The sequence below is a fragment of the Salinisphaera sp. SWV1 genome, assembly GCF_052044155.1.
In the GTDB taxonomy this organism is placed as follows: domain Bacteria; phylum Pseudomonadota; class Gammaproteobacteria; order Nevskiales; family Salinisphaeraceae; genus Salinisphaera.
Window position 1 is genome coordinate 64,144 of record NZ_JBQDYE010000009.1, and the last position, 11,852, is coordinate 75,995.

13 protein-coding genes are annotated in these 11,852 nt (G+C 65.6%); 2 read left to right on the forward strand and 11 right to left on the reverse strand.

The window, feature by feature from the left end; genetic code table 11:
* Window positions 1–8: 8 nt before the first annotated feature.
* From ACS8YF_RS06360 to ACS8YF_RS06390, 7 genes are all read right to left on the reverse strand, one after another.
* The gene (locus ACS8YF_RS06360; RefSeq protein WP_440849383.1) at window positions 9–317 is read right to left on the reverse strand and encodes a hypothetical protein; all 309 of its coding nucleotides are present in this window, start codon (window positions 315–317) and stop codon (window positions 9–11) included.
* Between the two features lie 408 nt (window positions 318–725).
* A complete protein-coding gene (locus ACS8YF_RS06365) occupies window positions 726–1,607 on the reverse strand; it encodes an ABC transporter substrate-binding protein (protein WP_440849384.1) in 882 nt (293 codons plus the stop codon).
* Between the two features lie 69 nt (window positions 1,608–1,676).
* Complete coding sequence (locus ACS8YF_RS06370; protein ID WP_440849385.1) at window positions 1,677–2,438, reverse strand: ABC transporter permease; 762 nt, start codon at window positions 2,436–2,438, stop codon at window positions 1,677–1,679.
* Complete coding sequence (locus ACS8YF_RS06375; protein WP_109994038.1) at window positions 2,435–3,079, reverse strand: ABC transporter permease; 645 nt, start codon at window positions 3,077–3,079, stop codon at window positions 2,435–2,437. Before ACS8YF_RS06375 ends, ACS8YF_RS06370 begins: the two co-directional genes overlap by 4 nt.
* Entirely contained in the window at window positions 3,073–4,155 is a 1,083-nt protein-coding gene (locus ACS8YF_RS06380; RefSeq protein ID WP_440849386.1) for an ABC transporter ATP-binding protein, read from the reverse strand. The genes ACS8YF_RS06375 and ACS8YF_RS06380 overlap by 7 nt, the downstream gene beginning before the upstream one ends.
* A gap of 99 nt (window positions 4,156–4,254) precedes the next feature.
* Entirely contained in the window at window positions 4,255–4,974 is a 720-nt protein-coding gene (locus ACS8YF_RS06385) for a response regulator (protein ID WP_440849387.1), read from the reverse strand.
* The gene (locus tag ACS8YF_RS06390) at window positions 4,971–6,590 is read right to left on the reverse strand and encodes an ATP-binding protein (RefSeq protein ID WP_440849388.1); all 1,620 of its coding nucleotides are present in this window, start codon (window positions 6,588–6,590) and stop codon (window positions 4,971–4,973) included. The genes ACS8YF_RS06385 and ACS8YF_RS06390 overlap by 4 nt, the downstream gene beginning before the upstream one ends.
* Window positions 6,591–6,776: 186 nt before the next feature.
* Here ACS8YF_RS06390 and ACS8YF_RS06395 point away from each other — a divergent pair, with 186 nt between their 5' ends.
* Window positions 6,777–8,099, forward strand: coding sequence for a 2-hydroxycarboxylate transporter family protein (locus ACS8YF_RS06395; protein ID WP_440849389.1), 1,323 nt, complete (start codon window positions 6,777–6,779; stop codon window positions 8,097–8,099).
* Between the two features lie 29 nt (window positions 8,100–8,128).
* Here the strand turns inward: ACS8YF_RS06395 and ACS8YF_RS06400 are convergent, their stop codons facing one another.
* Complete coding sequence (locus ACS8YF_RS06400) at window positions 8,129–9,346, reverse strand: benzoate/H(+) symporter BenE family transporter (RefSeq protein WP_440849390.1); 1,218 nt, start codon at window positions 9,344–9,346, stop codon at window positions 8,129–8,131.
* A gap of 108 nt (window positions 9,347–9,454) precedes the next feature.
* Between ACS8YF_RS06400 and ACS8YF_RS06405 the strand changes: the two genes are divergently transcribed.
* Window positions 9,455–10,021, forward strand: coding sequence for a helix-turn-helix domain-containing protein (locus ACS8YF_RS06405; protein ID WP_440849391.1), 567 nt, complete (start codon window positions 9,455–9,457; stop codon window positions 10,019–10,021).
* A 502-nt stretch (window positions 10,022–10,523) separates the two neighbouring features.
* Here the strand turns inward: ACS8YF_RS06405 and ACS8YF_RS06410 are convergent.
* The 3 genes from ACS8YF_RS06410 to ACS8YF_RS06420 all read right to left on the reverse strand — a co-directional run bounded on the left by ACS8YF_RS06410 (window position 10,524) and on the right by ACS8YF_RS06420 (window position 11,716).
* Entirely contained in the window at window positions 10,524–10,820 is a 297-nt protein-coding gene (locus tag ACS8YF_RS06410) for an addiction module antidote protein (RefSeq protein ID WP_440849392.1), read from the reverse strand.
* Window positions 10,821–10,841: 21 nt separating this feature from the next.
* Window positions 10,842–11,129 carry a type II toxin-antitoxin system RelE/ParE family toxin gene (locus ACS8YF_RS06415; protein ID WP_440849393.1) on the reverse strand — a complete coding sequence of 96 codons (288 nt, stop codon included), beginning with the start codon at window positions 11,127–11,129 and terminating at the stop codon, window positions 10,842–10,844.
* A gap of 170 nt (window positions 11,130–11,299) precedes the next feature.
* Window positions 11,300–11,716 (reverse strand): GFA family protein, encoded by a 417-nt coding sequence (locus ACS8YF_RS06420; protein ID WP_440849394.1) that lies wholly within the window; start codon window positions 11,714–11,716, stop codon window positions 11,300–11,302.
* Window positions 11,717–11,852 lie beyond the last annotated feature (136 nt).

Here is an 11,852-nt window from a genome sequence, read left to right on the forward strand (position 1 = left end):
GTCGAGCCTCAGTGGAAGAAAACCGTCCTCGAATGAACGCCAATAAACGAAAATAATTCGCTTATGTCGGCCGTATCGACTTCCTCGGCATCGAGCCGCTGCGCGACATGCGGGATGCCGAGCACGAGCGACACCCCGGCGATGGCCACGATCACCCGTTCGATGAACAACAACTCATTCGTGATGGCGAAACCCGAGGCGATGGACACCGCGCCGCACACCGCCTGCATCGCGGCAAAGGCGCGCGGTGCGCCGAAGCCGTCCAACGGCACGCCGGGCTCGAAACGGCCGCCGTCGAAGAAACGGTCCGGACCCATGCTGATGCGCTCGCCGAGCGCGGCATCCGACCCGCAGCGCTCGTGTTTGCTTTCGGTTTTGCAGTCGCCCCGCCGGTATGGCGCCCCGGGTTCGACGCACAGCGCGCGATAAATGTCCGGGCGGCAAGACCGCGCAGGCCGGCACGTCGGCGTCGGGGCCCAGGCCGATCGCCACGTTGTCGTATATCGCCGCCCAGACCCCCTGGCGCTCCAACCGGACGTCCAGTGCTTGCTGCGCGAAAACCCAGCTCTTTCGACGCCACCAACGGCGCACAGTCGGGCACAACCGCTTGACGCACCACCGCGGCGGCCCGTAAGCCGATCAGCTGGCCGTTGGCGCCGGCCGGTCGGATCGCTATACCGGGTCAGGGGCCGCCGGAACAGTGCGCGCGGCCAGCGCCTGCGACACTACTTGCCGAGATGGTGCTGTTTCACCCAGTCTTCGGCGACAGTTTCCGGATCGTCGTGCTTCACGCTCACGCGTTGGTTCATACGCTGGAGGTCTTCGGTGGTCAGCTGCGCCGATACGGCATTCAGCGCCTTGCGGATCGTCGGCGTGAGTATCGCCTTGCGGGCGACCGGCAGGATGTTCTGCGCGGGCACGAGGTTCTTGTTGTCCTTGAGCAGGACCCAGCCGCGATCCGAAATCACGCCCTGGGTGGTGAACATGCGTGCCACGTCGATCGCACCGCTGGCCAGTGCGCTCTGGGTGAGCGGTCCGCCGGCATCCAGCGCGCGGAAGTTCTTGAACTGCACGCCGTAGACCTGCTTCAGGCCCGGTACGCCGACATAACGCGTCTTGGCCTCGGGCGGGCCGCCGAACGTGAGCTGGCCGGCCACCGGCTTGAGGTCGCCAATCGTCTTGAGATGATATTTGCGGGCGGTGGCCGGCGTGACGACCAGGCCGTCCTTGTCCTGTGCCGACGAGGCCTTCAGGGCGACGATGCCCTTGGGCAGGTTCTGTCGCAGCGCCTTGAGTACCGCGGCCTGCTTGTGCGCCTCGGACTTGCCGTTGGTGAGAAAGCCCAACAGCGCGCCCGAATATTCCGGCAAAACATCCAGCTCACCGGATTTCAGCGCCGGGAACACGACTTCGCGCGAGCCCAGATTGAGCCGTTTCTTCACCGCCACGCCGCGCGCTTCCAGTACATCGGTATAGATATTGGCGAGAATCAGCTGCTCGGTGAAGTTGGTCGAGCCCACCACCACCGGTTTGCTGGCCGCCGAAGCCTCACCGGCGATGAACCCGGTCGCCAGCGCACAGGCCAGCAGGAGTGACAGTTTCTTCATGCGTTGTTTTTCCATTCGTGTGAATGCCCCCGATCGATCATGACAGATGCGTGACGCCATGCCACACCCTCAGCGCACCAGCCCCGGCGACTGCACCAGTTTCTGCAGACCGGCCAGACTGGCCTCGGTCAGCACGGCGAGCATGGCCACCACGATCGCGCCGCCGACCACCTGGGCGAGTTGTTGTTGGGCCAGACCGTCGATGAGATAACGCCCGAGGCCCCCGAGGCCGACATACGCCGCGAGCGTGGCGGTGGACATGACCTGTACGGCCGAGGTTCGAACGCCGGCCATGATCAACGGCAGCGCGATCGGCAGTTCGACCTGCCACAGGCGTTGCCAACGGGTCAGGCCCAGCGCGGCCGCCGATTGCCGCACCGCCGGATCGACCGACTGCATGCCGACATAGCTGTTGGTGACCATCGGCGGAATGGCGAGCGCGACCAGCGCCACGAGCACCGGGATCACACCGAAGCCTACCAGCAGGAACATCAGAATGATCAACCCGAACGACGGAATCGCGCGGCCGATATTGGCGATGTTGATCGCGATGAGCCCGCCCCGGCCGTAGTGGCCGAGCCCGATGCCGACCGGCAGCGCGAGCGCCGCGGCGATCACGGTCGAGACCGCGACATAATAAATGTGCTGGCCGATCCGATGCGGCAGGCCGTCCACGCCCTGCCAGTGCGCCGGGTCGACAAACCAGTGCCAGACCTGGCCGACGATATTCGCGCTGCCGCCTTCCAGGCCCAGCGCCGACGCCGAGCCCACCACCAGACAGGACAGCGCCGCCACCAGCGTGAGACGCCATACCACGCCCGCGCCGCTCATGCGCGCCGCCCTCGGTTCCAGGGCGTGATCAGCCACAACAGCCCGGCGAGCGACAGATCGACCGCCACCGCCAGCGCGATCGAGAGCACGAAGCCCACCAGCAGCGGCGTCGTGAAATGCAGGGTGAAACCGGAGATGAACAGCCGGCCGAGCCCGCCCTGCCCGATCAGCGCGGTCACCGTGACCAGGCCGATGGTGGTGATGGCCGCGATGCGCAGCCCGGCCATGATCACCGGCAGCGCGATCGGCAGTTCGACGGTCAGCAACTGACGCGTGCGCGAATACCCCAGCGCCCTGGCGGCCTCGCGCACGTCGAAGGGCACACCCCGCAGACCCTCCACGATATTGCGGAACAGGATCAGCAGCGTATAGATCGTCAATCCGATCAGCGATGTCGCCATCGACAGCCCGGTGAACGGAATCAGCAGGATGAACAACGCCAGCGAGGGCACGGTGAACAATATCCCGGTCACCGCCAGTGACGGGCCGTACAGGCGGGGCCAGCGGATCGCGGCCAGCGCCAGCGGAAAGGCGATGGCGAACCCGAACAAGAGCGCCAGGCCGGTCAGCTCCACGTGCTGGATGAGCTGGGCCAGGATGTCGTCGGCGTGGCGGCCGATCCAGTCCCAGCGGATCAACACAGCGCCCGGTTCAGGCTCGATTGATCGAGCAGGCCGTCGAAGCGGCCGGCTTCGTCCAGACGCGCCACCACGCCAAGTTGGGAGAGCACTAGCACACCGAGCGCGGCGCGCAGCGTATCCGCAGCCGACACGGTCGCATCGAACCGCTCGACCGCACGCCCCGTATCCTGGCGATAGGCCTCGAGGCGATGCCAACCGGCGATGCGGCGCTCGCCATCCAACACGAGCACCCAGTCCGTGCCGGCCCTGTGGGCCGCCGTCGCGGCGGCCTCGGCATCGGCATCGGGCGCGACGACCGGCGCCTCGACCGGTGTGGCCCGGCCGGCGGTAATCAATGACAAGCGCTTGAGCTGGGGCTCGGCACCGAGAAAATCCACCACGAAGTCGCTTTGCGGCGACGCCAGCAGCGCATCCGGGGTGGCGAACTGGGCCAGGTGCCCGCCCTCGCCGAACACCGCGATGCGATCGCCCAGGCGAATGGCTTCGTCGATGTCGTGGGTGACGAAGACGATGGTCTTGCCGAGGCGTTCCTGCAGCGCCAGGAATTCGTCCTGCAGCCGCTTGCGCACGATCGGGTCGACCGCGGCGAACGGCTCGTCCATGAGCATGATCGGCGGATCGGCCGCCAGCGCGCGGGCCACGCCCACGCGCTGCTGCTGCCCGCCGGAGAGCTGGTGCGGATAGCGCGCGACCATGTCGGCGTCCAGCCCGACCGTGTCGATCAGTTCGTCCACGCGTGCGGCAATACGTTTCTTGTCCCACCCGAGCAGGCGCGGCACGGTCGCGATGTTGTCGCCGATCGTGCGGTGCGGGAACAGCCCGGAATGCTGCATGACGTACCCCATGCCACGACGCAGATCGGTGAGGCTACGCGAGCGAACATCCTGACCGTCGACCGCGATGGTGCCTTCGCTGGCTTCATCCAGCCGGTTGATCATGCGCAACGAGGTGGTCTTGCCACAGCCCGACGGGCCGACCAACACGGTGAGCTCGCCGGTGGCCATGGTCAGGTCGAGCGAATCGACCGCGACCGTGCCATCCGGAAATCGTTTGGTGACAGAAGAGAATTCGATCAAGAGGCGATCCGGACAAAAGCAGACAGTCGAAATTGGAATCGAGGCGCGCGCGGTGCAGCCGCTATCGACATACGCGGTTTCATAGTCATAAGGATGCAGTCAATCGTCGCCGATTCCGGCCAGGCGTTCCAGTGCGCGGCGATCCAGGCAGCGATAAGCGAATGCCGGCCGGCCGATCTGGCCGTAGGCGAAGGTCTCGTCGAGGATGTCGCAGGACACCAGATACCGCAGATACTTGCGTACCGATACCCGGGACATGCCGGTGCGTTCGGTGACTGCCTCGGTGGCGAAACTCTCGGGGCCGACCACCAGCAGCGCGGCCGCGATCTGGGCCAGCGTTCGCGCGGTCAGCCCCTTGGGCAGCTCGTCGGCACGCAGGCTCGGGCGCGAGCGGGTCCGGAACAACGCATCCAGCGCGCGTTGATCGACCGGCCCGGCCAGATCCTTGAGCGCGTGACGGCGCCGGCGCGCGGCATCGATCGCGTCGGCGAACCGCTCGAAGGTGAAGGGTTTGATGAGATAATCCGTCACGCCCAGACGCCGGGCCGCGCGTACGGTTTGTGGTTCGCTGGCGGCGGTGATGAGCACGATATCCACCTCGGGCCGGTGCGCGTAGAGCCATTCCGCCACCTCCAGTCCGCTGCGACGACCGAGGTATACATCGAGCAGCACCAGATCGATCGTTTCCCGTTCCAGCACGGCCAGGGCGCTGACCACATCGCTGCAGCGGCTGATCAGGCGCATGCCCGCCACGCGCGCCAGATAGGCGGCGTTGAGCTGGCCGACCATCGGGTCATCCTCGACAATCAGCACGTTCATGCCGCCCCCCGGTATGGGCAAGTGATCTCGACCAGTGTGCCGCGATCGGGTTCGGAATAGATCGCGAGCGAGCCGTCGAGCGCCGCCAGCCGGGTTTCCACCAGATGCAGCCCGAGGCCGCGTTGTGCCCCCTTGGACGACACTCCGGCCTCGCGGGCGCGATCGAGCAGTTCGGCGGCCATGCCGTGGCCGTTGTCCTGCACGGCCACGGCCAGCGTATCGGCCTCCAGCGCCAGGGTGAGCGCCACCACCGGCGCCGCGCACCCGGCCGTCGCCTCGAAGGCATTGTCGAGCACGTTGCCGATAATCGTCACCAGGCCGTGCAGATCGTAATCGGCCGCGGCGGGCGGAATGACCGAGTCGACCGCGATGCGCAGATCGATCGCCTGTTCGCGGGCTTCGCTCTGCTTGCCGATCAGGAAACCGGCCAGAATCGGCTCGGCCACCCGCTCGACCAGCGATTCGGTGGCCGCCTCGCGCAAGTCCACCAACTCGCGTACGTAACCGGACAGCGTGGCCGTATCGCCCGCCTGGGTGAGCCCCAGGATCACGTGCAGCTTGTTCTTGAAATCGTGCGTGGTCGCCCGCAGCGCCCGGGCATAGCGGCGCACCCCGGTCAACTCCTCGCCGAGACGCTGCAATTCACGGCTGTCGCGGAAGGTGACCACACTGCCGGCCGCGGATGTCGTGCCCATGGGCCGCAGGCTGCCCAGAAAACGCCGGCCGCCAATCTCCAGATCGAGATCGACGTTCTGGCCCCGCCGCCCGGCGTTGCGCCGCGGCTCGTCCATCATATCGCCCACCGCCGGGCCACGCGCCGCCGCGGCCTCCAGCAGCCGCCGTGCCGCCGGATTGACCAGCCGTACCCGGCCGGTTGCGTCGCGCACGATCACGCCTTCGTGCATGGCATCAAGCACGGCGCGATGCTCGGCCACCAGGTGCGCGATATCGTCGGGCTCCATGCCCATCAACCGGCGTTTGATGGTCGCCGCAAGCCAGGCCGCGCCCCCGCCGCCGAGCGCGAGCACCAAACCGAGCCAGGCCAGCAACCGCGAGCGCGAATCGCCGCGCAGCGGCGCCAGGCGCGATTGCGTCACGCCGACCGACACCGCGCCGACCACCCGGCCCGCGGCGCTAAGCACCGGGGCGAATCCGCGCACGCTCTGGCCCAGCGTGCCCTCGGCCACCGACACATAATGCCGCCCGGTCAGCGCCGGGCCTTCGTCGCCACCGCGAAAATGATGCCCGATGCGCGCCGGGTCGGGATGCGTCAACCGCTGCGCCCGGGTATCCATGACGACGATGAAATCGACGCCAAGCCGCCTGCGCAGTCTTTCAATGCGCTGCTGAATGGCCGCGTTCGGATCGTAGTCATGCGGCGCCGACAACGCGTTCACCACCATCGGCATGTCGGCCACCGTCATCGCGACGTTCTCGACGCGCTGGCCCTGCACGCGCTCCACCGTGCGCGTCAGCTGGCTGCTGAACAGACACCAGGCCAGCACCAGCGACGACAGAATCATCGCGAATGCGAGACAGGCCGTCAGCGCCGCGAGGCTGATACCCCGCCGCCTGCCCGGCTGCGCCGGGGTCGCGACGTTCGACGAAGGTGTCATTTCCGCCGGTCCTTTCCTGCGCCCACCGACGGCGGCTCGCTTTCTAAAGTTTCAAAACGATTGTTCAAGTTGCGAAACCCTCCCCCTGCGCCGGTCTTCTCCTAATCTGGCTTCGCAGCCGATCCCGCGGACGGCGCGCCACACGGCGCGATCCCGGGCACGCCCACCCTAAACGAGGAGACAATAATGAGCGATACCACAGTCACCGGGGCGGCGCGAACCGCTCCGCGCCTTCGGAACACCCTTGCCGAATCCCGAATCTTCGGGCTCACGCCGCCCATCTTCGCGTTGTTTTTCGCGATCATGATCGCGGCGATGGCCACCGATGTCCTGCCGCAGAGCATGATCGGCGCGTTCATCGTGATCATGCTGTTCGGCGAACTGTTCGGCCACATCGGCGACCGGCTGCCCATCGTACGCAGCTATCTCGGCGGCGGTGCGATTCTGGCGATATTCTCGGCCGCCACGCTGGTGTATCTGCACTGGCTGCCCGCGGATGTGGCGGACAACGTCGCCACGTTCATGAAAAACGGCGGCTTTCTCAACTTCTACATCGCCGCGTTGATCACCGGCAGCATTCTCGGCATGGACTCGCATATTCTGGTCAAGGTGGGCGTACGTTTCGCCCTGCCCCTGATCAGCGCCGTGGTCTTCGCCGCGCTGTTCGCCGTGATCGCGGGCTGGTGCCTGGGCTTTTCCATGCAGGACGCCGTCGTCGTCATCACCCTGCCGATCATGGGCGGCGGCATGGGAGCCGGCGCGGTGCCCATGAGCCAGATCTACGAGCAACTGCTGGGCCAGCCGGCCAGCTACTACATATCGATTCTGGTACCGGCGCTGGCGCTCGGCAACGTCTTCGCGATCATCATCGCCGGCTTGCTCAACGGGCTCGGCAACCGCTTTCCCGGCCTCACCGGCAGCGGCCAGATGATGCCGGGCGTGCATATCAGCGAGGCCCAGAGCCAACCCAGCCTCGATAAACTGGGCGTCGGTCTGGTGGCAGCACTCAGCTTCTATGTCGCCGGCCAGATCCTGGGCCACTTCATCCCGCTACACCCCTACGCCCTGATGATCATCCTGGTGGCGTCGGTCAAGGTCGGCGGGCTCATGCCCGAGCCCCTCAACGACTCGGCCGCCCAGTGGTTCCAGTTCGTCGCCCGCAACTGGACCTTCGCGCTGCTGTTCGGCATCGGCATCGCCTATACCGATCTCGGCCAGGTCATCGACGCCATCTCGATCACCTACGTCCTGATCGTATTCGCCGTGGTCGCCGGGGCTGCGGTGGGCGCCGGTCTGGTCGGACGATTGATGGGTTTCTACCCGATCGAGTCGGCCATCACCGCCGGACTGTGCATGGCCAACATGGGTGGCACCGGCGACGTCGCCGTACTCTCGGCCGCCAACCGCATGCAGCTGATGCCGTTCGCACAGATTTCCTCGCGCCTGGGCGGCGCGTTGATCCTGTTGCTCACCAGCCTGATCGTGCCGTTGCTGTTCGGCGGACGGTAAGGCAAATCCGGCGCCCATGCCAGGAGGGCTTACCGTTGCGACCGGCTCGGATCATGAGCGCGGCTGGTCAAGGTCCGCCGTATCTGCATGCGCCAGACGCCCAGTGCCACCCCGCCCGTTGCCAGGCCCCAGAACGGCGCACCGATCCCGGCGATATGGATACCGGAGGCGGTGACCAGGAAGGTCAGCGCCGCCGCGTCGCGGTCACGCGCCTCCTGCATCGCCGCCGCCAGCGAACCAGCCATGGCCGGCAACAGCGCGAGCCCCGCCAGAATCGCGACCAACGATGCCGGTAACGCCTGTAGCCCGGTGGCGATGGAGCCGCCGAACACGCCGGCCAGTGCATATGCCAGCCCCGCGGCCACCGTCGCCAGATAGCGTCGCGCCGGGTCTTCATGTGCGTCGTCGGTCAAACAGATTCCGGCGGTGATCGCGGCCAGGCAGAGCACGAACCCGCCAACCGGCGCCAGCAGCAGCGTCATCGCGCCGGTGACAACCAGAATCACCGAGACGGGCGGCCGGTAGCCGGCGTTTTCGAGCATCGCCACGCCCGGCGCGTTCTGCGATGCCATAGTGACCACGAACAGCGGCACGCCGATACCGAGCCATGACGATAGCGAAAACACCGGGGCTACGAAGGTGGGTGTCGCGATCACACCGTGAAACCCGGTGATCGCAAGATGACCATCGAGATAAGCCGCCGTGACACCCGCCACCAGCATCGCCAACACCGCATAGCGTGGCGCCATACGCCGGCACAGCAGCCAGGCGGAAAGCGCGGCCGCCATGATCCAGCCATCGTTGCTGCCGGTGGTGAACGCGCCGAGCCCGAATTCCAGCAATACACCGGCCAGCATCGCCGAGGCCAGTGAACGCGGCACGCGCGCCATCAGCCGCGCGAACACACCGGTCACGCCGCATATGAGCGTCAACGCCCCGCAGAACATGAACGCTGCGATCGCTTCGCCGAGCGAATGCCCGTGCAGCCCGACCACCAGCAACGCCGCGCCGGGCGTCGACCAGGCCGTGAGAATCGGCTGGCGATACCACAACGACAAGCCGAGCGTGCTCGCCGCCATGCTCCAGCCCAGCACCGTCATCCAGCTGCCGACGACCGCCGCGGAGGCGCCGGCGGCTTCGAACGCCTGCACCACGATGATTGCCGCCCCGGTATAGCCGACCAGCACGGCCACAAGGCCAGCGGTCGTCGGCGGCAGCACCCTCGATATGGAAAAACCCTCGTTCATGTTCGATCATCGCGGCCGGATTTCGTGCGTTATAACGCACGATCACATATCGAATCCAGCACGAATCGCACTTAGTATCATGCGGCGACATCCCGAGACGCCCGTGCCATGACCGCTCCCCCACCTGTCGCGCCATCGATCGGCAGCCGCCTTCGAGAATTACGCCGCCGTTCCGGCCTCAGCCTCGACGGTGCCGCCGCACGCACCGGTATCAGCAAGGCCATGCTCGGCCAGATCGAACGCGCGGAATCCAGCCCGACGATCGCCACGCTCTGGAAGATCGCCACCGGCCTGGACGTCTCGTTATCCTTCTTTCTGTCCAGCACCCCCGATGCCGGCACCGACCGGCACCATCGGCCGAGCCCCGACGGCTGGCATGAAGACAGCGCGGGCATGCGCACCCGAGCGCTGCTGCCCTACGACGCGGCACTTGGCTTTGAAATGTTCGAGGTCGAGTTCGCAGCCGGGGCGTCCAGCGTTTCCAGTCCACACACGGCCGGCACCATCGAGGATGTCGTCATGCTGGACGGCGGATTGGAAGTGGAAGTCGACGGCCAAAAACATGAACTCGCCGCCGGCGACGTGCTGCAATTCGCGGCCGACCGGCCGCATCGTTACCACAACCCCGGGGCCGGCCCGGCGCGGGCGCATGATCTGATTCATTATCCGCGCTGATATACGGCGCCGTGCCCTGAACAAGGCGCATTCGCGCTTCTTCAGCGAGCCACGTCCAATACTCGGCAATAAAATCCACCCATGATCGATCCACCATGGGTGCGCGGATCGCGTAGCACTCGAGCCAGATCGACAACCAACGCGCCGCCCGTAGCCGCGCGGCGCTGTACGATCCGGATTAGGCGGTCGTCCGGATTACCGGGTTTCAGTCGGTCGAGCCGCCAGTTCCTGGGCCTCGACCTGAACAACCCGGCGGGCTTACACACCCAGCCAACAAGAGCTACGTCATCTGGTCGCCGGTCGCGGGCGTTAACTGCGGCGTGTTCGTCGTCACCGGCCTGGGCGCAGACAAGTCCGAGTTCTTTCACGATGGCACGGCCAGACAGACAGATCGACTTCCAACTCACGCTGCAGCACGTGGACGACGACCGCAAAGCCACGCTTAGCACTCTGCAGCCGGCCGCCATGCCCGGTCGCGCAGCCGGTGGCTGTTGTGGCTGAATTACGCCGCGACGGCCGACAAGCGCAGCCCGAGCGCGTGCGTGACCTTCATGATCGTGTCGAAGCTGGGGTTGCCGGAAGCCGAGAGCGCCCGATACAAGCTCTCCCGCGACAAGCCCGTGTCCCGTGCCACACCCGCCATGCTCTGTGCCCGTGCAATATCGCCCAACGCCTTGGCGATGAAGCCTACATCGCCCTCGGACTCCTCAATGCAGGCATTCAAATAGGCCGCCATCTCGTCGCGCGTGCGCAGATGCTCGGCCACATCGTAATCGTACAACTCTACTTTGTTACTCATGTCCGCCTCCATGCCGACGCATTAAATCGATCCTGACATCCATTGCGCCTTCTCGATATCTTGCCTTTGGGTCGATTTGTCACCACCACACAAGAGAATGATGAGCACCTCCGCCCGAACCGTGTAATACACTCGATATCCCGGCCCCACGGTGAGCTTCAGCTCCCTGACACCGCCTTTCAAATGGCGATGCCGGCCCGGATTGCCCTCGGCCAAACGCTCGATTCGAGCCTGAATGCGAGCCCGACCGGCCCTGTCCTTCAGTCCGTCGAGCCAGCTTCGGAATTCGGGCGTCGCCTTAATCTCCATGGGTCAAATGTAGCCCGTGGGCTACATTCTTTCAATAGCTGTACCGCGGTCCCGCACTGTGTCTATTGAAACCCACGCTCGCACCGCCGACGCGTCGGACACCCACTTGGGCAATCGCTACGGTAATCTCCCCATTTTCCACGCGCCTGGACGGCTGGGCAGCCGTATCTTCACCATTCCATGTCGCCTGGATATTGCGGCAACCCATCAGCGATCACATACCACGGCTGTTTGGATTTCACATAGAGATGAAATTCCGGCTGTAGCCCACTCGCCTCATCGAGGCTGCACGCTTTGACGCATACAAAGCGGGGCTCGTCATCGAACACCGTCAGAATCGGGCTCGCGCAGGTCGCGCATGAAAAGCGCCGTACCGGCCGACCGGAATCGCCGGTAACGACGTATTCCTTCATATGCCCTGTACACGAAACCGAATCGGCCGGCACATAAATCTCGGCCGCGAACGGTCCGCCGGTTTCTTTCTGGCAATCTGTGCAGTGGCAATAGAAGGTGTGGACCGGTGCTTGAGTAATGCGGTAGTGCACACTGCCGCAGAGGCATCGGCCGCTGGCATGGGGCTTGGTCATGGCGCTTCGATCTATTCGTCTGTCCGAGTTGTGAACGTAGCATTCGCCCCGGCGGAGCCGCTTATTTCGAGGCTGAGGGTGGCATCCACCGAGTAGCTCGGCGCGCCATGCTCGGAACGAGACCTGCCCGATTTAC

Excerpts from the sequence above, each read along its gene's own strand:
- ACS8YF_RS06420 (WP_440849394.1), bottom strand. The coding sequence starts at position 11,716 with ATGACCAAGCCCCATGCCAGCGGCCGATGCCTCTGCGGCAGTGTGCAC.
- ACS8YF_RS06365 (WP_440849384.1), bottom strand. The coding sequence starts at position 1,607 with ATGAAGAAACTGTCACTCCTGCTGGCCTGTGCGCTGGCGACCGGGTTC.
- ACS8YF_RS06395 (WP_440849389.1), top strand. The coding sequence starts at position 6,777 with ATGAGCGATACCACAGTCACCGGGGCGGCGCGAACCGCTCCGCGCCTT.
- ACS8YF_RS06390 (WP_440849388.1), bottom strand. The coding sequence starts at position 6,590 with ATGACACCTTCGTCGAACGTCGCGACCCCGGCGCAGCCGGGCAGGCGG.
- ACS8YF_RS06400 (WP_440849390.1), bottom strand. The coding sequence starts at position 9,346 with ATGAACGAGGGTTTTTCCATATCGAGGGTGCTGCCGCCGACGACCGCT.
- ACS8YF_RS06385 (WP_440849387.1), bottom strand. The coding sequence starts at position 4,974 with ATGAACGTGCTGATTGTCGAGGATGACCCGATGGTCGGCCAGCTCAAC.
- ACS8YF_RS06405 (WP_440849391.1), top strand. The coding sequence starts at position 9,455 with ATGACCGCTCCCCCACCTGTCGCGCCATCGATCGGCAGCCGCCTTCGA.
- ACS8YF_RS06410 (WP_440849392.1), bottom strand. The coding sequence starts at position 10,820 with ATGAGTAACAAAGTAGAGTTGTACGATTACGATGTGGCCGAGCATCTG.
- ACS8YF_RS06370 (WP_440849385.1), bottom strand. The coding sequence starts at position 2,438 with ATGAGCGGCGCGGGCGTGGTATGGCGTCTCACGCTGGTGGCGGCGCTG.
- ACS8YF_RS06415 (WP_440849393.1), bottom strand. The coding sequence starts at position 11,129 with ATGGAGATTAAGGCGACGCCCGAATTCCGAAGCTGGCTCGACGGACTG.
- ACS8YF_RS06360 (WP_440849383.1), bottom strand. The coding sequence starts at position 317 with ATGGGTCCGGACCGTTTCTTCGACGGCGGCCGTTTCGAGCCCGGCGTG.